Source organism: Halorubrum sp. F4, assembly GCF_027257195.1.
GTDB lineage: Archaea > Halobacteriota > Halobacteria > Halobacteriales > Haloferacaceae > Halorubrum.
In genome coordinates this window covers 157,356-177,575 of record NZ_JAPDFS010000002.1, presented here as the reverse complement: position 1 = coordinate 177,575, position 20,220 = coordinate 157,356, and the positions used below count along the sequence as shown (strand labels likewise).

General features: G+C 69.1%; 20 protein-coding genes. 11 read left to right on the top strand and 9 right to left on the bottom strand.

All coding sequences use genetic code 11. The features are described from left to right. The first annotated feature begins 102 nt into the window (after positions 1 to 102). Together OKW78_RS05575 and OKW78_RS05570 are read left to right on the top strand one after the other, a co-directional pair. Complete coding sequence (locus OKW78_RS05575; protein ID WP_281194233.1) at positions 103 to 897, top strand: archaeal proteasome endopeptidase complex subunit alpha; 795 nt, start codon at positions 103 to 105, stop codon at positions 895 to 897. Positions 898 to 959: 62 nt separating this feature from the next. Then, positions 960 to 1,850: an MOSC domain-containing protein gene (locus tag OKW78_RS05570; RefSeq protein ID WP_281194232.1), complete on the top strand. Its 891-nt coding sequence runs from the start codon at positions 960 to 962 to the stop codon at positions 1,848 to 1,850. 30 nt (positions 1,851 to 1,880) lie between these two features. Here OKW78_RS05570 and OKW78_RS05565 read toward each other — a convergent pair whose 3' ends face one another. Next, entirely contained in the window at positions 1,881 to 2,483 is a 603-nt protein-coding gene (locus OKW78_RS05565; protein WP_281194231.1) for a CinA family protein, read from the bottom strand. 108 nt (positions 2,484 to 2,591) lie between these two features. Here OKW78_RS05565 and OKW78_RS05560 point away from each other — a divergent pair, with 108 nt between their 5' ends. The 3 genes from OKW78_RS05560 to OKW78_RS05550 all read left to right on the top strand — a co-directional run bounded on the left by OKW78_RS05560 (position 2,592) and on the right by OKW78_RS05550 (position 5,312). Then, positions 2,592 to 3,221 carry a bifunctional 2-polyprenyl-6-hydroxyphenol methylase/3-demethylubiquinol 3-O-methyltransferase UbiG gene (locus OKW78_RS05560; protein WP_281194230.1) on the top strand — a complete coding sequence of 210 codons (630 nt, stop codon included), beginning with the start codon at positions 2,592 to 2,594 and terminating at the stop codon, positions 3,219 to 3,221. Positions 3,222 to 3,412: 191 nt separating this feature from the next. Then, a complete protein-coding gene (locus OKW78_RS05555) occupies positions 3,413 to 4,714 on the top strand; it encodes an ABC transporter substrate-binding protein (RefSeq protein WP_281194228.1) in 1,302 nt (433 codons plus the stop codon). 232 nt (positions 4,715 to 4,946) lie between these two features. Continuing rightward, on the top strand, positions 4,947 to 5,312 hold the full coding sequence (locus OKW78_RS05550; RefSeq protein WP_281194227.1) for a DUF952 domain-containing protein: 366 nt from the start codon (positions 4,947 to 4,949) through the stop codon (positions 5,310 to 5,312). A 223-nt stretch (positions 5,313 to 5,535) separates the two neighbouring features. Here OKW78_RS05550 and OKW78_RS05545 read toward each other — a convergent pair whose 3' ends face one another. The 4 genes from OKW78_RS05545 to OKW78_RS05530 all read right to left on the bottom strand — a co-directional run bounded on the left by OKW78_RS05545 (position 5,536) and on the right by OKW78_RS05530 (position 9,672). Further along, a complete protein-coding gene (locus OKW78_RS05545) occupies positions 5,536 to 6,240 on the bottom strand; it encodes an ABC transporter ATP-binding protein (protein WP_281194226.1) in 705 nt (234 codons plus the stop codon). Further along, positions 6,237 to 7,034, bottom strand: a complete 798-nt coding sequence (locus tag OKW78_RS05540) for an ABC transporter ATP-binding protein (RefSeq protein ID WP_281194727.1) — start codon at positions 7,032 to 7,034, stop codon at positions 6,237 to 6,239. The genes OKW78_RS05545 and OKW78_RS05540 overlap by 4 nt, the downstream gene beginning before the upstream one ends. Positions 7,035 to 7,156: 122 nt before the next feature. Next, positions 7,157 to 8,563 (bottom strand): branched-chain amino acid ABC transporter permease, encoded by a 1,407-nt coding sequence (locus OKW78_RS05535; RefSeq protein WP_281194225.1) that lies wholly within the window; start codon positions 8,561 to 8,563, stop codon positions 7,157 to 7,159. Then, positions 8,560 to 9,672 (bottom strand): branched-chain amino acid ABC transporter permease, encoded by a 1,113-nt coding sequence (locus OKW78_RS05530; RefSeq protein WP_281194224.1) that lies wholly within the window; start codon positions 9,670 to 9,672, stop codon positions 8,560 to 8,562. Before OKW78_RS05530 ends, OKW78_RS05535 begins: the two co-directional genes overlap by 4 nt. 168 nt (positions 9,673 to 9,840) lie before the next feature. Between OKW78_RS05530 and OKW78_RS05525 the strand changes: the two genes are divergently transcribed. From OKW78_RS05525 to OKW78_RS05515, 3 genes are all read left to right on the top strand, one after another. Next, positions 9,841 to 10,794, top strand: a complete 954-nt coding sequence (locus OKW78_RS05525; protein WP_281194223.1) for an alpha/beta fold hydrolase — start codon at positions 9,841 to 9,843, stop codon at positions 10,792 to 10,794. Between the two features lie 64 nt (positions 10,795 to 10,858). Continuing rightward, positions 10,859 to 11,185 (top strand): cupin domain-containing protein, encoded by a 327-nt coding sequence (locus OKW78_RS05520; RefSeq protein WP_281194222.1) that lies wholly within the window; start codon positions 10,859 to 10,861, stop codon positions 11,183 to 11,185. Then, positions 11,185 to 11,565: a rhodanese-like domain-containing protein gene (locus OKW78_RS05515; protein ID WP_281194221.1), complete on the top strand. Its 381-nt coding sequence runs from the start codon at positions 11,185 to 11,187 to the stop codon at positions 11,563 to 11,565. Before OKW78_RS05520 ends, OKW78_RS05515 begins: the two co-directional genes overlap by 1 nt. A gap of 139 nt (positions 11,566 to 11,704) precedes the next feature. On the opposite strand, the gene OKW78_RS05510 is transcribed toward OKW78_RS05515, so the two are convergent. From OKW78_RS05510 to OKW78_RS05495, 4 genes are all read right to left on the bottom strand, one after another. After that, complete coding sequence (locus tag OKW78_RS05510; RefSeq protein ID WP_281194220.1) at positions 11,705 to 13,978, bottom strand: PGF-CTERM sorting domain-containing protein; 2,274 nt, start codon at positions 13,976 to 13,978, stop codon at positions 11,705 to 11,707. A 260-nt stretch (positions 13,979 to 14,238) separates the two neighbouring features. Beyond that, on the bottom strand, positions 14,239 to 15,153 hold the full coding sequence (locus tag OKW78_RS05505; protein WP_281194219.1) for a Vms1/Ankzf1 family peptidyl-tRNA hydrolase: 915 nt from the start codon (positions 15,151 to 15,153) through the stop codon (positions 14,239 to 14,241). A 97-nt stretch (positions 15,154 to 15,250) separates the two neighbouring features. Further along, positions 15,251 to 15,595 (bottom strand): DUF5802 family protein, encoded by a 345-nt coding sequence (locus OKW78_RS05500; RefSeq protein WP_281194726.1) that lies wholly within the window; start codon positions 15,593 to 15,595, stop codon positions 15,251 to 15,253. Positions 15,596 to 15,726: 131 nt separating this feature from the next. Continuing rightward, on the bottom strand, positions 15,727 to 16,089 hold the full coding sequence (locus OKW78_RS05495) for a DUF5518 domain-containing protein (RefSeq protein WP_281194218.1): 363 nt from the start codon (positions 16,087 to 16,089) through the stop codon (positions 15,727 to 15,729). Between the two features lie 156 nt (positions 16,090 to 16,245). On the opposite strand from OKW78_RS05495, the gene OKW78_RS05490 reads away from it, so the two are divergent. From OKW78_RS05490 to OKW78_RS05480, 3 genes are all read left to right on the top strand, one after another. Beyond that, positions 16,246 to 18,687 (top strand): cation-translocating P-type ATPase, encoded by a 2,442-nt coding sequence (locus tag OKW78_RS05490; protein ID WP_281194217.1) that lies wholly within the window; start codon positions 16,246 to 16,248, stop codon positions 18,685 to 18,687. Between the two features lie 61 nt (positions 18,688 to 18,748). Continuing rightward, entirely contained in the window at positions 18,749 to 19,810 is a 1,062-nt protein-coding gene (locus OKW78_RS05485) for a hypothetical protein (RefSeq protein ID WP_281194216.1), read from the top strand. An 82-nt stretch (positions 19,811 to 19,892) separates the two neighbouring features. Then, entirely contained in the window at positions 19,893 to 20,192 is a 300-nt protein-coding gene (locus tag OKW78_RS05480) for a hypothetical protein (RefSeq protein ID WP_122104348.1), read from the top strand. Positions 20,193 to 20,220: the final 28 nt, after the last annotated feature.

The following is a 20,220-nucleotide window of genomic DNA, read 5'->3' as shown; positions in this document are numbered from 1 at the left end:
TCGGAACCGATCGCGTACCGGTTAAGGAGGGTTTTTCAACCGTCCGGCGTAATAAAGGGTAATGAGCGAGCACGTCACCGCGCGAGCGGGTGAGAAGCGATGATGGGCGGCAACGACCAGCAGGCGTACGACCGCGGGACGTCGCTGTTCTCGCCCGACGGGCGCATCTACCAGGTCGAATACGCCCGCGAGGCGGTCTCGCGCGGCGCGCCGAGCGTCGGCGTCCGGACGGCCGACGGCGTCGTCTTCGTCGCGATGTCGCGGGCGAGCTCGACGCTGATGGAGGCCGAGAGCATCGAGAAGCTCCACAAGCTCGACGAGCACCTCGGCACCGCGAGCGCCGGACACGTCGCGGACGCGCGACAGCTCATCGACCTCGCACGCCGGCAGGCACAGGGCAACCACCTCCGGTACGGCGAGCCCGTCGGCGTCGAAACGCTGACGAAGTTCCTCACCGACCACATCCAGGAGAACACCCAGCGCGGCGGCACGCGGCCGTACGGCGCGGCGCTGCTCATCGGCGGCATCGACGACGGCGAGCCCCGCCTGTTCGCGGCCGACCCCTCGGGAACCCCCAACGAGTGGAAGGCGACCGTCATCGGCGGCGGGAGACAGGAGATCCAGGGCGTCCTCGAGGAGGAGTGGAAGGAGGGACTCTCGCTCGTCGAGGGGATCGAACTCGGCGTTCGCGCGCTCGCGGCCCACGAGGAGGAGTTCGTCCCGGGCGACCTCGCGGTCGCGACGGTGACGGCGGCGGACGGGTACCGAACCGTCCCCGAAGGCGAGGTGCGCGAGGCGTTCGAGGCCGTGGGACTGTCCGCGGACGACGAGGAGACGGCCGACGACGACGACGCGGCGGACGACGATGCCGCTGACGGCGACGCGGACGAGGAGTAACCCCCGACCGCGACTTCGACCCGTCTCACTACGTTTTTGCCCGCGTCCCGCGAACGACGTATATGACACGTCTCGACGAACTCGTCGCGTATCCGGTGAAGTCGCTCGACGGCGTCCGCGTCGATCGGGCCGAGCTCGGACCGCGCGGCGCGCTCCGTGGAGATCGCTCGTACGCGCTCGTGGAGGCCGGCGTCGACCCCGAGACCGCGTCGGTCGGAGGGGGCGGCGGCTACGTCAACGGGAAGAGCGAGCCGGCGATCCATCAGCTGCGGGCGACCTACGAGCTCGCCGGCCCGGCGGACGCGACGCCGACGGCGGTGACGCTGGAGCGGCCGGCTCGCGGCGACGTCGCGGCCGACGAGCGGACGTTCGCGCTCCCCGACGACGGCGACGCGCTGGCGACGTGGGTCGGCGAGTACCTCGGGTACGAGGTCGATCTCGTCCGCGAGCCGGCCGGAGGCTTTCCGGACGACCGGGCCGCTCCCGGTCCGACCGTGATCTCGGCGGGGACGCTCGAGGCGGTCGCCTCGTGGTTCGACGGGATCGCGGACGCGGCGGAGGTGCGACGACGGTTCAGACCGAACGTCGTGCTCGCGGACTGCCCGGCCTTCCTCGAGGATCGGTTGTTCGACGACCACGGTACCGGCGTGCGGTTCGCCGTCGGCGAGGCCGACCTCGTCGGGATCAACCCCTGCCAGCGGTGCGTCGTCCCCTCGCGACACCCCGACACTGCAACCGAGATCGACGGCTTCAGGGAACGTTTCCTCCGGAAACGTCGGGAGACGCTGCCCGAGTGGACCGAGAGCGATCGGTTCGACCACGACTTCCGGCTCATGGTGAACACGGTCGTCCCGGAGGAGTCGTGGGGGGCGGTCGTCGCGGTCGGCGACGCGGTCGAGGTCGGGAACCTCGTCGACGTCGCGGAGACGGACGCCGGGGTCGTCGTCGCGTAGGGCCGCCCGCGACTTCACTCCTCCAGCACGTCACTCCTCCAACTCCCGGATCGCCCGGACGAGTTCCGCGAGCGCGCGGTCGACGCTCGCTCGCTTCACCGCGTCGCGGTCGCCGGAGAACTCCGCCCGGACGCTCCGCGTGAACGATTCCTCCGTCCCCCACGGTGCGGCGTAGGCCACCCCGAAACACACCGATCCGACGGGTTTCTCCTCCGTTCCGCCGCCCGGCCCGGCGATCCCCGTGGTCGAGACGGCCCACGTCGTGTCGGCGTGATCGCGGGCACCGGCGGCCATCTCGCGGGCGACCGGTCCGCTGACCGCGCCGTGTTCGTCGAGCGTCTCGCGGGCGACGCCGAGCTCCTCGCGTTTGGCGTCGTACGCGTAGGTCACGTAGCCGCGGTCGAAGTACGCGCTCGACCCCGGGAAGTCCGTCACCGTCGACCCGACGAGCCCGCCCGTCAGCGACTCCGCGGTCGCGAGCGTCTCGTCGCGGTTCGTCAACAGCTCGCCGAGCACCGCCTCGGGTCGGCCCTCGAGTGGACGATCGTCGTCGCTGGAGAGATCACCGTGGCTGGGGTGGTTACCCTCGCTGGAGCGGTCGCGATCGGCGTTCACGTCGGGGTCGTGAGTCATACGCTTCGGTCCGTCCGCGCCGGGCTTGAAACGTCCGGCGGACGCCCGCCTCGGTTCGGGACGGGGAACCGTCGAGGAGGTTATCCACCGGGGCCCGCTACCCGTTCCATGGACGACCACGACGAGCCGACCGACTGGGACGAGCGCTTCGCTTCGGGCGAGTATCCGCGGGACCCCGAACCGTCGCCGGTGCTGCGTTCGTACGAGCCGTCGATCCCGGACGGTCGGGCGCTCGATCTCGCGACCGGAACCGGACGGAACGCGCTGTTTCTCGCGGCGGCCGGCTACGAGGTCGACGCGCTCGACGCCTCGGCGGAGGGGCTTCGGATCGTTCGAGAGCGGGCGGCGGAGCGCGGGGTCGAAGACCGGATCGAGACGGTTCACGCCGACGCCACGGAGTACGACCTCCCGACGGAACGCTATGATCTGGTCACGGTGAGCTTCTATCACACGCTCGACCGATTCACGGACCTCGGCGAATCGCTGACCCACGGAGGACATCTCTTCGTCGAGGGACATCTCCGGTCCGCGGAGCCGACGCCCTCCGGGCCGAGCACCGATCGCTACCGGTTCGGGGCGAACGAACTGCTGCGGGCGGGCCTCGGGCTGACCGTCCTCCACTACGACGAGGCGACCGAGGAACGCCCCGACGACCGCCGGCGTGCGACCGCACGACTCCTCGCACGCCGGTCCCACGGGTCGCGTCAGTCGTATCCGGCGCGCCCGGACGACCGATGAGAAGCCCCTCCGTCCGCGACCCTACGCGGGTCTCCTCGTGGATCGTCTCCCGTCAATAACCGATCATTATCGTTGGATCGGAATTCGAGAGAAACGAAGGGGGTGGTACACGATAAACACACGCAGTTGACAATACCTCTGAGGATATTGACAGGGATATACTTATCAAAGAGGACCCTATATGGGGGGATATGTCATACCACAAGAGACGGCGTGACGTACTGAAGGGGATCGGTGTGGCCGGGGCGGTCGGCGTCGCCGGCTGTTCGGGGAGCGGCGGGGGCGGCGGTGCTCCGGACCTCCTCACGGTCATCGGGTATCCGGAGAGCGGCATCCAGCTCTTCCGAGACTACTACAGCGCGTCCGACGGGGAGGAGGAGATCCTCATCCCGGACGGGCTTCAGGATCCCGCGCTTCCGGGCCAGGTCGGCAACGACATGGCCAACGTCACGGGAACCGCACCGGCCGCGGGCGGTCCGAACCAGGAGGCGTTCGAAGGGCTGTATCAGGACGCCTACGACGAGTCGCCCGGCGTGTTCACCTCGCAGTCGTACGACTCGGCGGCGGCGCTCATCCTCGCGAACGTCGCCGCGGGTGAGAACGACGGGACCGCCATCCGTGACCAGCTTCGACGCATCGCGAACCCCGACGGGACCGAGTACGGTCCGGAAGGGTTCCTCGACGCGGTCGAGGCGGCCGCGAACGGCGAGAACATCAACTACCAGGGCGCCTCGAGCGCCGTCAACTTCGACCAGAACGGCGACCCCGCGTCCGCGGCCTACTCCATCTGGGAGTTCCAGGGCCAGGACGCCGACTCGGTCGCGGTGGACGAGACGCAGAACTTCGAGGGCGAGAACCCCGACGGTGCCGGCAACTCCGCCGACGAGTCGCCCGGCGGGTTCGGCCGCGAGGTGAGCGTCGGGATCCTGCTCCCCGAGACCGGTGACCTGGCGTCGACGGGTCAGCCGATGATCCGCGCCGCCGAGCTGCCGGCCCAGCAGGTGAACGACTCCGACCTCGACTTGACCGTCAACGCCCAGTTCGAGGACACGAACACCTCGCCCGACCAGGGTGTCAGCGGGGCCGAATCGCTGGTCAGTTCGGGCGTCCCGGCGGTGTGCGGGACCGCCTCCTCGGGCGTCAACGTTCCGGTCTGTCAGGAGACGCTGATCCCGAACGAGGTCGTCGGTTGTTCACCGTCCAGTACCGCGCTGTCGGTGACGAACCTCGAGGACGACGACTACATCTTCCGGACCGCCCCGAGCGACCAGCTCCAGGGCCGGGTGATGGCACAGGTCGCCTCCGAGCGGCTCGAAGCCGAGACCGCCGCGACGCTGTACGTGAACAACGACTACGGACAGCAGCTCTCCGAGCGGTTCGCCGGCGTCTTCGAGGACGAGTTCGACGGCGAGGTGTACGACCAGATCAGCTTCAACATCGGCGAGTCGTCGTACTCCAACGTCATCGAGCAGGCGCTCTCGAGCGGGAACTGACCGGCTTCGTCGCCGCCGACGGCTCCCGGACCGAATTCCGTTTTTTGACGGCTCCGACGAACCGCGTGAGTGACCGGTCGACGTGGACTCACGACAGGCTCGTTGAGGGGGTGTTGTGTTCAGTATCGTGGCGATGAAACAGCCGTGAGAGTGTATGTGTATATCGGCCGGGAGGTGACAGAGACGGTCCGGGTCACACAACCTATTTGCTCGCATATTGTCAATTGACTGTATGTCCTACATCGTTCACGTGCTCTCACGGACGGACTGGCAGACGTTCAAACAACAGGGCGAGTACCGGCCCGATTCGCTTGCTGAAGACGGGTTCATTCACTGTTCGAAAATCGGCCAGATCACTCTCGTCGCCGACTACAACTATACTGACGCCGATGACGTAGTCCTGCTTTTGTTGGACGATTCTCAAATCGACCCACCAGTTCGATATGAGACTGATGGGGAAGACGGAGAAAGTGCGTTTCCCCACATATATGGCACGTTAACGCTGGAACCTGTCGTCGAGACGTATCCCTTCAAGCAGGATGAAACCGGATTCTGGCTTCCCGAAACACTACTGAATAGCACTCTCTCGACCACCTGACTGGATTCGACATCGGTTGGTGATTCTATCGTCTGTAGTGAGCATCCGCGAGCGCGAGCGAGCGGTTCACCGACGGAGCCGTCGAAGACGGCGGAGTCGGCTTTTTCCCCTCCAGGTTTTTCGAGGAGCGGTTCCCGAAGGGAACCCGACGTTCACGAGAGCAGAGCTCTCGTGCAGCCCATCAGAAATCAGAGATTTCTGAGAACGAGGAAAAGGTGGAGGCTTAGCCGCCGAGGAACTCCCGGCGAACCTCCTCGTCGTTCAACAGCACGGTTCCCTCGTCCTCGTACCGGTTCTGACCGTTCGAGAGCACGTAGCCGCGGTCACAGCGTCTGAGCGCCTCCTTGGCGTTCTGTTCGACCATCAGGATCGCCGTGCCCGTCCCGTTGATCTCGTCTATCTTGTCGAACATCTCGTCGACGAGGTCGGGCGCGAGTCCCGCGCTGGGCTCGTCGAGCAACAGGAGGTCGGGATCGAGCATCAGCGCGCGCCCCATCGCGAGCATCTGCCGCTGGCCGCCGCTCATGGTCCCCGCGCGTTGCTCCCTCCGCTCTTCGAGGATCGGGAACCGGTCGTACACCATTCCGAGCGCGTCCTGTGGGACTTCATCGAGGATGTACGCGCCCATCTCGAGGTTCTCCTCGACGCTGAGCTCCGCGAAGACGTTCTCGTTCTGCGGGACGTATCCGAGTCCCTTGTGGATGACGTCCTCGGGTTTCGTCCCGCTGATGTCCTCGCCGTCGAACGTCACCGTCCCGGCCATGTGGGTCGTCAGTCCGAAGACCGACTTCATCACGGTCGACTTGCCGGCCCCGTTCGGGCCGACGATCGTGACGTACTCCTCGTCGTCGACGTCGAGGTCGACGTCGGTGAGGATCTGGAGGTCGCCGTAGCCGGCGTCCAGATCGCGGACCTCGAGCAGGCTCATACCTCACCTCCGAGGTACGCCTCGATGACCTCCTCGCTGTCTTTGATCTCCGCCGGCGTCCCGTCCTTCAGGACGCGGCCCTGGTGCATGACGATGACCCGCTCGCAGTTGTTCATGATGAGGTCCATGTCGTGTTCCACGATGAGGAAGGTGTACCCCTCCTCGCGAAGCTCGTGGATGTGTTCGAGGAGGCGCTTCTCGAGGGAGGGATTGACCCCGGCGAACGGCTCGTCGAGAAGCAGCATGTCGGGGTCCGTCAACAGCGCGCGGGCCATCTCGAGCAGCTTCCGCTGGCCGCCGGAGAGGTTGCCCGCGTACTCGTCGGCGAGGTGGTCGATCTCGAAGAACTCGAGCACCTCCCAGACGCGATCGAGCTGTTCGGTCTCCTGTTCGCGCACCGCCTCGCGAGTGATCGGCATCACCGACCGCCACAGCGACTCGCCGATCTGCCCCTTCGGCGCGAGCATCATGTTCTCGAGGACCGTCATCTCCTCTAACTCCCGGGCGATCTGGAACGTCCGTGCGAGCCCCTGGTTCGCGATCTCGTGTGGTTCGAGCCCGGTGATCTCCTCGCCGTTGAATCGGACCGTCCCCGCGTCGGGCTCGAGCATGCCGGTGATGAGGTTGAACGTGGTCGACTTGCCGGCCCCGTTCGGGCCGATGAGCCCGGTCAGCGTTCCCGCCTCGACGTCGAAGCTGACGTCGTCGACGGCGACGATGCCGCCGAACGTCTTCCGAAGTCCCTCGACCTCGAGGGGCGTCGAGCCGCTCGATACCTCGGCGTCTCCCGCCATGTCGAATGCGTCGTCCGGTTCCCCGGTGTCGGTCGAGGCGTCCTCGGTAGACTCCGGAGCCTCCTCGGTTGGACCGCCTTCGGCCGGTAGTGGCCCGTCGGCGGTGGTGTCGTCGCTCTCGCTCATCGGTTCTCACCTCCGTCGGCGGCCGCGGCGTTGCTCGCGTCCCTACCGCCCGGTCGCGAGAGGTCGACGCTCGAGGCCGTCTCCTTGCGGTGGCCGAGCAGTCCCTCCGGGCGGTTGTGCATCAGCCAGATCAACACCACGCCCATGATGACGAGCCGGAGCTGGCTCACGCTGTCGAGCGTGTACAACACGAACGGAACGGGATCGAGCGAGGCCATCGGCGCGACCGCGGTGCCGAAGTTCCCCGGCGCGTCGCCGAGATCGAACGCGGTCTCGATGAGGTTCTTCGCGTACCGTGGGCCCTCGTACAACAGCCCGGCGAAGATCGCGCCGCCGAGGAAGCTGCCGGTGTTCGAGCCCGCGCCGCCGATGATGAGCGCGATCCAGATGAAGAACGTGATGTTCGGCCGGAACGAGGGCGGCGTGATGCTCCCGCGGCTTGAGTACCACAGGATCCCGCCGAGACCCATCAGCGCGGAGCCGAGCACGAACGCCGTGAGCTTGAAGCGATCCGTGTCCTTCCCGAGCGCGTTCGCGACGTCCTCGTCCTCGCGGATCGCCTTCAGGACGCGCCCGAACGGCGACTTTCCGACCCGCGAGAGCAGCACGTAGAACAGTCCGACGCCGACGAGCAACAGGAGCCCGTAGACGAACCCGTCGATCACGGGCTTCGGGTTGTTCGGGATGAGCGTTCGCTGAACGAACCCGACGAACCCGAGGTACGGCTCCCAGAGGAACAGCGTCCGGAGCAGCGCCTCGAGCGGGTCGGGGTAGTTCAGGATGAGCCCGCCGCCGCCGCCGAGACCGATCGTGTCGGCGGCGGGGTCGAAGCTGAACAGCTGGACGCCAGCGACCGTGAGGTCGATCGTGTCCGGGACGGTGTACGACTGGAACGTCCGGGACATCATCGTGAACCGGACGATCTCCGAGAACGCCACCGTGACGATGGCGAGGTAGTCGGCCCGCAGTCGGAGCGCGGGCAACGCCACCAGGAGCCCGAACAGGGCCGTAACCACGACGCCGACGATGACGCCGACGCCGAGCGGCAGCCCGAGCCCCCCGACCTGTGCCGCGCCGCCCTGTGCGACCGGCGGCTTCGAGACGAGCGCGGTGACGTAGACGCCGATTCCCATGAAGCCGACGATGCCGATGTTGAACAGCCCGGTGTACCCCCAGTGGAGGTTCAACGCCAGCGCGAGCATGCCGAACACGCCGATGTAGAACGTGAGGTTCGCGATCGAGTTCAGCTGCCCGCGGAGCCCGTAGCCGAACGCGACCCCCGCGAGGACGTACGCCAGGTAGATCGCTCCGAGGACCGCGATCACGAGCGTCGCGTCGCCGTCGAGGAGGCGGTCGAACAGGCTTCGAACGCCGTCGGAGTCGTCGATCTCGTCGGCGCTCATGCAGTGGTCCTCCCGCTGAAGATGCCCGACGGTTTGAACAGTAGGATCACGATCATCACCATGAACGCGGCGGCGCGACCGAACTCGGAGGGGATCCAGATCACGGACACCGAGGCGGTCAGTCCGATGACGATGCCGCCGCCGATCGCCCCGTAGATCGATCCGATGCCGCCGAGGATGACCGCGGCGAACACCAAGAGCAACAGGAGCCACCCGTCGTTGAACCCGAGCGTCCCCTTCCAGAGGACGAACATGTATCCCGCGACGCCGGTGAGCCCCGCGCCGACGATCCACGTCGTGCGGATGACCTGCTCGGTCGGGATCCCCGTGATCCGTGCGAGGTCCTCGTTGTCGGACATCGCACGCATCGCCTTCCCGAGTTTGGTCCGTTGTAAGAGCAGGTGAACGCCGAGCATGAGCCCGCCCGCGACGACGATCAGCGAGACGTCGTGGGCGGTGATCCGGAAGGTCCCGTCGAGCGCCGGAACGTTCACCCGCGGGACGGACCCCGCCGCGGTGGTTCCCCGAACGCCGGCACCGAAGACGAACTGGATGAGGTACCGGAGCGCGAACGCGACGCCGATGCTCGTGATCAGGAGCGCGATCCCGCTCTCGTCGCGGATCGGCTTGTAGACGAACCGGTCGATCGCGAGAGCGAGCGCGATCGTCGAGACCCCCGCGACGATCGCGCCGAGGGCGACCGCGATCGGCGACGTGGTGACGCCGACCCCGATCGCGCCGCCGAACACCGATCCGCCCGCCCCGACGAGCAACAGCGCGCCGACGCTGTTCTCGCCGATCCCCGCGATGAGGTAGCTGGTGGCCATTCCGGCGAACGCTCCGCTGGTGAGGTAATCGCCGTGTGCGAAGTTCGCGAAGTTGAGAATGCTGTACGTCATCGAGAGTCCGATGCCCGCCAGACCGATTATCAGTCCCCGAAGCAAGCCGTCCCAGACGAGGGACGCGAGGCTGCTGACCCGGATCCCACCCGTCACGAGCCCGCTCACGAGGGCCCAGGCCATCCACAGGGCCACGAGAACGACCCCGATGGCGAGGGGCTCCTCGCTGAGGGACCGGCGGTATCGGACGTACGTTTCAGAGATATTCACGTGATAACACTCCTCAGGATACCGTGTGAAATCAACGTATAAGACGCTTTCTACCTCTCGTCCGGATCGGCGGGGCGAGGCCACACGGTCGGCCGCGGAGGGCGTGATTCGACGGACGCCACGGAACCGCCGGCGTAGCTATTAGTCGCCAGGGGCCGATCGCCCGGTATGGTCGACGGTACCGGAAACGACGTGACGGAGGCGACGCCGCCCGTCGAGGTCCCGTCCGACGAGATCCCCGAGGGAGTTCCGGGAACGTCGCGGGCGATCGAGACGAACGGCGTTCGTCTCCACATCGTCGAGGCGGGTCCCGAGAACGGGAAGCTGCTCGTCCTGCTCCACGGGTTCCCGGAGTTCTGGTACGGCTGGAACGAGACGATCGCGCCGCTCGCGAACGCCGGCTACCGCGTCGTCGTCCCCGACCAACGCGGGTACAACCTCTCGGAGAAGCCGCCCGACGTCGCCGACTACCGGATCGACGAGCTCGCCCGCGACGTGGTGGGACTGATCGACGCGTACGGCCGGGAGGAAGCGGCGGTCGCCGGTCACGACTGGGGAGCCGCGGTCGGCTGGTGGCTCGCGCTCCACCACGCCGACCGCGTCTCGGAGCTCGTCGCCGTCAACGTTCCACACCCCACCGTCTTCGAGCGGGCGCTCCGGAACTCCTGGCGACAGCGTCGAAAGAGCTGGTACGTGCTCGCCTTCCAGATCCCTCGGCTGCCGGAGGCGGTCGCACGCGCCGGAAACTGGCGGATCGGCGTGCGGACCCTGCGTGAGACGAGCGATCCGGGGACGTTCGGCGAGGACGACTTCCGGCGCTACCGCCGGGCATGGAACCGCGAGGGCGCGTTCGAGGCGATGGTGAACTGGTATCGGGCGATCGTCCGCGAACGTCCGGAGCCCGCCACGTCCCGCGTCGAGGTCCCGACGCTCGTGATCTGGGGCGCGGACGACCCGTTCCTCGAGAAACGGCTGGCCGGCGAGAGCGTCGACCACTGCGCCGACGGACGGCTCCTGACGATCGACGACGCGACCCACTGGGTGATCCACGAGGACCCCCATCGCGTCGCGAAGGCGGTCGCGGACCACGCCGACCCGCTGCCGCCCGGCGCGCGCGAGTGAAGGGACGGGGGACGGACTCGCCTCCGACGACGCGTTTTAACCCCCGCAGCACGACCGCTCGGGTATGACGCTCGACAGATACGCCGACGCCGTCGGCGACCTCGACCCCGCCGAGGGAGAGGTCGCCACCGCGGAGCTCGTCGTGGCCGACGACGTCCTCGTGAAGGCGTTCGTCCTCGCACCCGGGAGCGAGGTCGACCCCCACGAACACGCGGACGCGACGAACGTCTTCCACGTCCTCGAGGGCGAACCGACCGTGGTCCGGGAGGGCGAATCCGAACGCCTCGCCGCGCCGGCGGTCGTCCACAACGCCCGAGGAGACGTCCACGGCGCCCGAAACGACACCGACGAGCGCGCCGTGCTCACGGCGAGCCTCTGCCCGCTCCCGTGATGGATGGAGAGATCGACCCGGCGGGGCTGGCCGCGCTGCTGGAGGAGGGCGGGGACGTTCGGATCGTCGACATCCGCGACGAGCGGGCGTTCGGCCGGGGACACGTCCCGGACAGCGAGTCGATCCCGTTCCCCGAGTTGACCACCCGGGTCGCCGAGCTGGAGGGCGCGGACCGGATCGTGACGGTCTGTCCGCACGGCATCGCGAGCCGGCAGGCCGCCCAGCTGATCGGCAGCTACGAGGGGACGGCGAACGCCCGGGTCGAGAGCCTCCGCGGCGGGATCGAGGCGTGGCAGGAGGAGGGACACGAGCTGGAGGCGGCAGCGGAGGACGGCGACGGCTCCGGCGAGGACGACGAAGGCCCCGACGCGCCGTTCTGAGTGGTCGAGGTCGTCGGGAGGCGACCCCGGGACCCGGGGATCGATCGGAACTCGAGGATCGATCGAACCCCCGGGAACGAACGAGATCCGGAGATCGACCGAAAACGGAGGAGCAACCCCGATCGTTCGCGTCGATCGCTCACTTCCGTCCCCGTCGTACCGATGACCCGACCAGCGAGAGCAACGCGACGAGCGCGACGATCGGGCCGAACCCGGGGATCCCGTCGTCGGTGAGGTCGTCGTCGGCCGCGCTCCCGCCGTCGTCCGCTGCTCCGTCGGATCCCCCGTCGGCATCGGCCGAACTCCCCGAGTCGCCGTCGTCGCGGTCGATGGCCACGGTCGTCGAGGCCTCGTCGGCGGGACCGACGACGCTCACGGTCGCGGTGTCCGCGTCTCCCGACCCGGGGACGGGTACCGCGCGCTCGACCGTCGTCTCCGCGTCGGCGTCCAGCCGGACGGGATCGGTGCCGACCGTCTCGCCGTCGACGCGGAACTTGAGGTCCGCCCCGGCGGGGATCGACGCGTCGTTGGCGACGGTCGCGGTCACGGTCACCGATCCCCCGGCAGTCACCCGGTCGACGTCGGTGGAGACCTCGCGAACCAGCGGGTCGGCGGGCTCGGAGACGACGACGGTGAGCGTCTCGCCGCCGACACGGACCGTGTACTCGCCGGGCTCCGCGAAGGCGTGTTCGAAGCGCTCCGTCGTCGCCTCGCCCGCGTCGACGGTCCCGTCCCGCGTTTCGACCGTCTCCCCGCCGACCGAGAGCGAGAGGTCGTAGGCCCCCTCGACGCCGCCGGTGTTCGAGACGTCGACGCCGAGCGCGAGCGTTTCGCCGGCGACGAGCCGGACCGGGTCGTCGTCGACGGAGCGGTTCCGGTACTCGCCGGTCGCGCGGACGCCGTCGTCGGCGAGGGCGTACCCGATCTGTGCGGGCGTCTCGCCGAACGCTTCCGCGTGGGCGTCCTGATCCCACATCTCCGGGGGATCGTCCGTCGCCGTCAGCCGCTCGGCCTCCGCGCGGACCTCGTCGGCGGCCTCGTCGTCGCCGCCCGCTCCCGTGGCCGCCTCGACCGCGTCGAGGAAGTCGCGGTTCGTGACGGGCTCGGCGTCGTCGTTGAGTTCGCGGAGGACGGTCGCCAGCGACGCGCGCCCGTCGCTGGCGAGCCGGATACGGCGGTCGATCTCGCCGGCGACGAGCGCCCCCTTGGTATAGGGGGCGTTGGCACGCCAGGTCCCCGGCTCGGCGAGCGTCGAGGAGGCGGCCGGGTCGCGCTCGCCGCGCGCGAGCGTCCGCTCGAAGCTCTCGAAGTCGGTCGCGCCGCGGTCGAGCGCGAACAGCGCGGCGTAGTAGGTCGCGCTCGCCTCGGTGAACCACCGGGCGCTCGGGTCCGCCGGATCGGTCGTGTACGCCTGACGGGTGTGAACGTACTCGTGGGTCCACACGTCGTCGGCGGTCCCGGCTGGCTCCCCGTCGCGAACCCACAGGTCCGCGTCGCCGGTCTGGAGCCCGCGGACCCCCCACGTCACGTCGCCGGTGGGCGCGGCGACCGCGAACACCTCGTCGTCGACCGCCCCGACCCGGAGGTTCCGCTCGGCTCCCGCGAAGACGTCGAACACCTCCTCGGGGGTCGCCTCCATGTCGGCCGCCTCGGGTTCGATCAGGCGGTACCGCGCCTCGTCGCCCTCCCGCACGTGCTCCTCGTGGGGGCCGAGGAACGCCATCGCCCGGGAGGCGACGCCCTCGCCGTCGACGACGTTCTCGCGGTCGACCCGGATACGTGAACTACCGGTGTAGGACGCTCCGATCCTGACCCGCGGCGTCCTGACGAGCGCCCACTCGCCCGTGTCGACGAAGCGGTAGGTCCCGCCGGTGGCGAGCGGTCCCGACTCCTCGACCGAGACGTTCGCGTCCATCCGATAGGTGATCGACGGGGCCTCGGTCTCGCCGTCCCAGACCCAGACCTCCTCGTCACCCGCCGCGTCGTCGTCGCGCTCGAAGCCGTCGGCCTCGATGGGGTCGTCGTTCACCGTCAGAAGGGTGAGATCGAGCCCTCCGACGCGATCGGGCATCCGCGCCGTCGTCGTGACCCCAATGGTCCCGGCCTCGTCGGTCGCGGACAGCGCGTGTTCGACGTGGATCGTGTCGTCGTCGACGTCCGCGGGCCCATCCGTCCCGGCCAGCGATCCGGTCCCGGTCGTTCCGGCCGGCCCGGTCGTGACGGTCCACTCGTCCCCGGTCCCGCTCACGGCGGAGGGATCAGCGGACGGGACGGGCGCCGAGTCGTCCTGGGACGAGAGATCGCCGGGGTCGACGCTCGCGGCCCCGCCGACGGCGACGACGCCGAGGAGAAGCGAGACGGTCAGCAACGCGACGACGACCGCACGAACGCCGGACGACCCCAACCGATGCATGGACGATAACCGTCCGTCCCCGGTTTAGTACTGTCCCTCGAAAGGGCCGGGATCGGAACGGCTCGAGATCGAAACGGCGCGAAGCGTCACGGCGCGTCCTCGGATCGGGAAAGGGGGGAGGGAGCGTGTGACAGGTCCCTCCACGGAGGAGTATGCGGGCAAGTGGCATAGTTATTGGCACGTTTCTCCGGTTTTACACACGTTCGTGAGGGATCGGCGAACGGAAGGGGGGTTCGGCCTGGACGCCAGTTCGAGGCGGATCAGAGCGCGTGAATCCGCACGGTCCAGAAGTCACGAAACGCGTCCTCGAGGGCAGCCTCCGGTCGGCCGGTCGCGTCGGTCACGTCCGTGTGGTCGGCGAGGTCTCGGAGTTCCCCGAGCACGCTCCGCTCGCCGACGACGATCGTTCGGTCGACGGCCCCGGTGCTCGCGACGTCCCCGAGGTCGGCGAGGACGTCGCGGGCGCGCTCGAGATGCTCGTCGATCTGTCCGTCGCGCCGGCGCTCGAAGCGTCCCTGCGAGAACCCACCCTTGGAGTGGGCGGCCTTCACGTCGGAGGTGAACCCCTCGAAGTCGACCCGCTCGTCGCCCTCGTAGACTCCCAGCGCGAACGTGTCCGACCGGACCAGCGCGAACGCGAAGCGGCCGGCGGGGCGGAACCACTCCACCGGGAGCCGGGGGCCGTCGCTCCACCGGTCGAACGGCTCCGGCTCGATCGGCGTCGAGAGCGCGGCGCTCACCGCGCCCGTGTCGTCGGCGACGACGACCGCGGGTGCGGCCCGCCGGACGAGCGGTGTGCGGTCGCCGAAGTGCTCTCCGACGCTCTCCGGGACCGTGCCGTCGGGGACGAACGCGGTAAGCACGCCCTCGGGATCGTCGCTCTCGACTCCCCGGAGCCGGCCGAGAACGTCGGCGAGGCGGGATCCGTAGGCGTCGCTCACGCGGCGGAACTCGACGGTCTCCTCGTCGCCTTCGGCCCGCTCGACGCGGTCCTCGAGCGACTCGATCCGTGACTCGAGCCGGTTGACGCGCTCCTCCGCGCGCTGGCGGTCCGCGACCGCGTCCGACCGCCGCTCCTCCTCGGCTTCCGCGCGCCGCTCGAGGTGGCGCTTCTCCTCTTCGAGTTCCTCGATCCGCTCCTTCAATTCGGCGCGGCCGAGCAGCCGGTCGATCATGGAGGGAAGTCCCGTGCCGCCCTCAAAGGTGCGTCGGCCTCGAGTTCGGGCGGGAAAGTCGGTTCGGATGGGGACTCGGTTCGGCTGAGGGTTCGTCTCAGACGTCGACGTACGGTTCCCACCCCTCCCAGCGGAGGAGGTTCTCCGCACGGTCGGCGTCCGCCAGCAGGACGTTCCGTCTGGACGGAAGGTCGTCGTCCGCGATCGAGCGCGGGACGGCGAGCGTTCCGCTCGGGATCCCCTCGTCGCCGGCGACCGGGATGTGACCCGAATCGAGCTTCATCACGAGGGGCGCGTCGAGTCGCTCCACTCCCTCGCCGTCCGCGTACAGCTGCTCGTTTACCCGCTCGTGGTCGGCCCGCTGGATGGCGGCCCGGTCGTCGTCGTGGGGTTCCACGTACAGTTCGCCCAGGTAGTACCCGCTGGAGAAGCGTTCGAACATTCTGTGCGTGTTATCCTCTGCCACGATCGTATTTAAGCGTTACTCGCAGTGATCGATCGTGACGTTTGGATCCGTGACGACCGAGAACGAGGACCGAGAACGAGTTCCGTTCGGAACCCGAATCCCGAACCTCACTCCCCGAGGACGCCGCCGATCGCGCCCGCGAGCGCCGAGTCGATCGCGAAGAGGAGGGTGAGGAGGAGTCCGACGACGAGGACGCCCGCGCCGCCGAGCAACCCGCCGAGCGGGCCGCCCGCGAGGCCGACGAGCCCGCCGAACGCCGCGAGCAGCAGGGTGACGACGATCCCGCTCACGGAGCCGGCGAGCAGGCCGTGCCAGGTCCCGGAGAGCAGCCCGCCGCCCGCGACGTACCCCGCGACGAACCCGCCGATCAGCCCCGCGCCCACGTGCCCGATCACCGGTGCGAACGTCGCCAGCACCCCGGCGATCACCATGACGACGAACCCGTAGCCGACGGCGCGCCAGTCGGTCATGTCCGCCCGTAGCCGATCCGCGGATAAATACTCGCCGCTGCCCGCCACCGTTCCCGGATAGTTATTAAAATATACCATGAATCTATGAACTACTTATAACTTAACGATGGATTCTGGCAGACGGATTAATAACCGTGGATCGGTTAGACACGGTCAATGAGCGAACGAGAGGGAGCGAACGACTCCGTGAGTGGTGAGGTCGGGGATGACGGCCCCGAGACCCACGGCTCCGAACTCCGGTTGACCGTCCCGGACATGGACTGTGCGTCCTGTGCGGGGAAGGTCGAGGGGGCCCTCGACCGCGAGGGCGTTCTCGCCGTCGACACGCGGCCGACCACCGGAGTCGTCGTCGTCACCTACGATCCCGCGGTCCTCGACGTCGACGCGATCGTCTCGGTGGTCGAGGGCGCGGGCTACGGCGTCGCCGACGCGGACGCCGACACGGTCGCGGACGACCTCTGGCGAACCCCCCGAGCGATCGCGACCGCGGTCGGCGGCGTGTTCCTCGTCGTCGGACTCGTCCTCGAGTGGCTCCTGCCGGGGATGAACCCCCTCTTCGCCACCGTCGGCGAGGGGGTCGGCGTCGCCGGCCCGTGGGAGCTGTCCGGCGCGTCGCTCGCGTACCTGCTCGCGATCGCGGTCGCGGCCCCGCCGATCCTCCGGAACGGCTACTACTCGCTGCGGGGATTGAGCCTCGACATCGACCTCCTGATGTCGATCGGGGTGGTCGCGGCCCTGCTCATCGACCTCCCGTTCGAGGCCGCGACGCTCGCGGTGCTCTTCTCGACCGCGGAGCTTTTAGAGCGCTTCTCGATCGACCGCGCGCGCACCTCGCTGCGCGAGCTGATGGAGCTGTCGCCCGACGAGGCGGTCGTGATCCGTAACGGCGAGGAGGAGACCGTGCCGGCCGCGGCGGTCGCCGTCGGCGAGCGGCTCGCCGTCCGGCCGGGCGAGCGCGTCCCCCTCGACGGGGTCGTCCGCGAGGGTTCGGGTGCGGTCGACGAGTCGCCGATCACGGGCGAGTCGGTCCCGGCGGAGAAGGAGCCGGGCGACGAGGTGTACGCCGGCTCGATCAACGAAGCGGGCTACCTGGAGGTCGAGGCGACCGCGCCCGCAGAGGAGTCCACCATCGCACAGGTGGTCGAACTCGTCGAGGCGGCCAACGGCGAGGAGACCCGTGCCGAGCGGTTCGTCGACCGGTTCGCGGGAGTCTACACGCCGATCGTCGTTGCCGGCGCGGTCGCGACGGTCGTTCTCGGCACCCTCGTCGTCGGCGGCCCGGCCGAGACGTGGTTCGTCCGCGGGCTCACCCTGCTCGTGATCGCGTGTCCGTGCGCGTTCGTCATCTCGACCCCCGTCAGCGTCGTCTCCGGCGTGACCGCCGCCGCGCGAAACGGCGTCCTGATCAAGGGCGGCGAGCACCTGGAGGCGGCCGGAGACGTCGACGCCGTCGCGGTCGACAAGACGGGAACGCTCACGACCGGCGAGCTCGCGGTCACCGACGTGATCCCGCTCGGCGGGACAGACGCCCGCGACCTGCTCGCGTGTGCGACCGCGCTGGAACGCCGGAGCGAACACCCCGTCGCCGAGGCGATCGTGGCGTACGGGGAGGGTTCCCTCGAGAGCGACGCCATCGACCGCGACGTCGACGACCACGCTGTCGCCGACCACGCTAACGACCGCGACGTGGTCGGGTTCGAGGCGCTCGCCGGGAAGGGAGTCCGGGCGGAGCTCGACGGCGAGACCCACTACGCCGGCAAGCCGTCGCTGTTCGAGGGCCTCGGCTTCGACCTCGGGCACGCCCACGTCCGGACCGACGGCGGAACCCTCGAGGGGCCGGCGGAGACGAACGAGAACGGCGAGCCCGACCGGCTCGACGAACCCGCACCCTGTGAACACGGGGAGTACCTCGACCTGGCCGGCGAGACGATCCCGCGGCTCCAGGCCGCGGGCAAGACGGTCGTGCTCGTCGGCACCGAGGAGCGGCTGGAGGGCGTGATCGCGGTCGCGGACGCGGTCCGGCCGGAGGCGGCGTGGGCCGTCGACCGGCTTCACGACCTCGGGATCGAGCGCGTCGTGATGCTCACCGGCGACAACGAGCGGACGGCGCGGGCGATCGGCGAGACCGTGGGCGTCGACGAGGTCCGCGCGGAGCTCCTGCCGGACGAGAAGGTCGCCGCCGTTCGCGAGATCGGTACGGAGAGCGACGGCGGGGTCGCGATGGTCGGCGACGGGATCAACGACGCCCCCGCGCTGGCGGCCGCGGACGTGGGGATCGCGATGGGGGCGGCCGGCACCGACACCGCCCTCGAGACCGCGGACGTGGCGCTCATGGCCGACGACCTGACCCGGCTCCCGTACGTGATCGACCTCTCGGCGCGCGCCGGGCGGACGATCCGGACGAACATCGGCGCGTCGCTCGCCGTGAAGGCGCTGCTCGCGGCGGGCGCGCCCTTCGGGTATGTCACCGTCGCGATGGCCGTGATCGTCGGCGACATGGGGATGAGCCTCGGCGTCACCGGCAACGCGCTTCGGCTCGGGAACGTCGAGCCCGCTGAGCCGCCACAGGCGAGCGAACCGGCCGAGACCGCGGCGTAGCCGAGCACGATCCCCGACGGCGGTCAGTTTTAACCCCGCGTCGCGCGTACCGGGATCCGAGATGCCCTCCGAGAGCGGCTCCGCCGCCGAACCGACCGAGCCGGCAGCGGCGGCCGAGCCGACGGAGCCGGCGGAGTCGACCGAGTCGACCGAAGGAACCGATCCGGCCGAGTCGGCGGAGACGACCGAAACGGCCGCACCGGCGACCGACTCGGACTCGCAAGCGGATCCCGGACCGGATCCGATCCACGACCCGATCGAGTGGGGACCCGTCCGCCACGACCGGCTCCGGTCGCTCGCGCTCGGCGTGGGGCTCGTCGTCGCGATCGGTCTCCTCGCCGTCGTCGCGGTCGTCGCCGTCGCCGTGGCGGGTGCGGCGTGGAGCGCGGCGACCGGCGGTGGAACGCTCGGCGGAGGCGGCGACCTCTGGGTGCTCGCCGTGCTGCTTCTCGTCGGCGGCCCGTTCTCGCTCTTCTACCTCCTGATCGCCTACGACCGATCGACTGCGGGGGCCCGTGAGACGCTCCGGTCGGCGTTCGGCGACTACTCGCTCTCGCGGGAATCGATACACCCGCGCTGGGTGCTCGCGGGTGCCGCCCCGTTCGGCGCGCTCTGGGTGTGGGGTCCCTCGCCGGCCGAGATCGGGCTGTTCTACCTGTTCCCGCTGATCTGGTTCCTGCCGATCCTCGCCGGCTCGAGGGGGACGTCGGTTCGGCTCGACCCCGCGGAGCGCGTCGTCGAACGGACGTATCACACCCACGACCGGAGCCGGAGCGACGACCTCGACTCCGTGATCCGGACCCGTCGGATCGACCTGCCGTGGACGACGCTGTTCCTGTTGGCGTACCGCGGGAACGCCTGGTACCGCTCGACGCCCTGGTTGTTCGTCCCGACCGGGCGGGCCGACGAGGTCGAGACCGCGCTCGAGAGCGTTCTCGCCCGCTCTCCGGGGCCCGACCGTGCGAGCGTGCCCGAACGGGTGGTCCTGGCGGTCCTCGGGAGCAGCTCGCTCGTCGTCGGCCTGGCGATGTCCGCGGCGGGCGCGGACGGCGGCGGGATCGCGTTGGGGCTGCTCTCCGCGCCGTTCACCCTCCTGTTCTTAGCGCTCGCGGCACGGTTATGACTCGCCGAGGATCGTCGTGGTTTTTCCCCGTCAGATCGTTCGCACCGGACGACTCAAATAGCCGTACGCCCTACTCGAACGCATGGACCGCAAGCGGCTGGAGCGGACGTTGGCCGAGGAGTTCGGGGGGACCGCCGCGGAGCGGCGCGTGGTCGCCCGGGCCGCCAGCGACCTCGCGGATTCCGGGAAGCCCTCGACCGACCGCGGTCACGCACTGAGCGTCCCCGGCGTGGTCCGACACCTCTCGGACGCGCCCGACGGGTCCTCGCTCGTCGAACGCTGGAACTGGTGGATGGGTGCGTTGGAGACGGCCTACGGCGGCTACGACTATTTCACGGTCCGGTTCGTCGAGGACGACGAGGAGGCCGGGCTGCGGCGGTGACGGGATAGGAAAGTCGATCCCTTCTCGA

Bases quoted from the DNA above. Each gene is read 5' to 3' on its own strand.
- OKW78_RS05490 (WP_281194217.1), top strand. From the start codon at position 16,246: ATGAGCGAACGAGAGGGAGCGAACGACTCCGTGAGTGGTGAGGTCGGG.
- OKW78_RS05520 (WP_281194222.1), top strand. From the start codon at position 10,859: ATGACGCTCGACAGATACGCCGACGCCGTCGGCGACCTCGACCCCGCC.
- OKW78_RS05545 (WP_281194226.1), bottom strand. From the start codon at position 6,240: ATGAGCCTGCTCGAGGTCCGCGATCTGGACGCCGGCTACGGCGACCTC.
- OKW78_RS05485 (WP_281194216.1), top strand. From the start codon at position 18,749: ATGCCCTCCGAGAGCGGCTCCGCCGCCGAACCGACCGAGCCGGCAGCG.
- OKW78_RS05535 (WP_281194225.1), bottom strand. From the start codon at position 8,563: ATGAGCGCCGACGAGATCGACGACTCCGACGGCGTTCGAAGCCTGTTC.
- OKW78_RS05480 (WP_122104348.1), top strand. From the start codon at position 19,893: ATGGACCGCAAGCGGCTGGAGCGGACGTTGGCCGAGGAGTTCGGGGGG.
- OKW78_RS05560 (WP_281194230.1), top strand. From the start codon at position 2,592: ATGGACGACCACGACGAGCCGACCGACTGGGACGAGCGCTTCGCTTCG.
- OKW78_RS05540 (WP_281194727.1), bottom strand. From the start codon at position 7,034: ATGGCGGGAGACGCCGAGGTATCGAGCGGCTCGACGCCCCTCGAGGTC.
- OKW78_RS05495 (WP_281194218.1), bottom strand. From the start codon at position 16,089: ATGACCGACTGGCGCGCCGTCGGCTACGGGTTCGTCGTCATGGTGATC.
- OKW78_RS05570 (WP_281194232.1), top strand. From the start codon at position 960: ATGACACGTCTCGACGAACTCGTCGCGTATCCGGTGAAGTCGCTCGAC.
- OKW78_RS05550 (WP_281194227.1), top strand. From the start codon at position 4,947: ATGTCCTACATCGTTCACGTGCTCTCACGGACGGACTGGCAGACGTTC.
- OKW78_RS05575 (WP_281194233.1), top strand. From the start codon at position 103: ATGGGCGGCAACGACCAGCAGGCGTACGACCGCGGGACGTCGCTGTTC.
- OKW78_RS05565 (WP_281194231.1), bottom strand. From the start codon at position 2,483: ATGACTCACGACCCCGACGTGAACGCCGATCGCGACCGCTCCAGCGAG.
- OKW78_RS05555 (WP_281194228.1), top strand. From the start codon at position 3,413: ATGTCATACCACAAGAGACGGCGTGACGTACTGAAGGGGATCGGTGTG.
- OKW78_RS05500 (WP_281194726.1), bottom strand. From the start codon at position 15,595: ATGTTCGAACGCTTCTCCAGCGGGTACTACCTGGGCGAACTGTACGTG.
- OKW78_RS05515 (WP_281194221.1), top strand. From the start codon at position 11,185: ATGGATGGAGAGATCGACCCGGCGGGGCTGGCCGCGCTGCTGGAGGAG.
- OKW78_RS05505 (WP_281194219.1), bottom strand. From the start codon at position 15,153: ATGATCGACCGGCTGCTCGGCCGCGCCGAATTGAAGGAGCGGATCGAG.
- OKW78_RS05510 (WP_281194220.1), bottom strand. From the start codon at position 13,978: ATGCATCGGTTGGGGTCGTCCGGCGTTCGTGCGGTCGTCGTCGCGTTG.
- OKW78_RS05525 (WP_281194223.1), top strand. From the start codon at position 9,841: ATGGTCGACGGTACCGGAAACGACGTGACGGAGGCGACGCCGCCCGTC.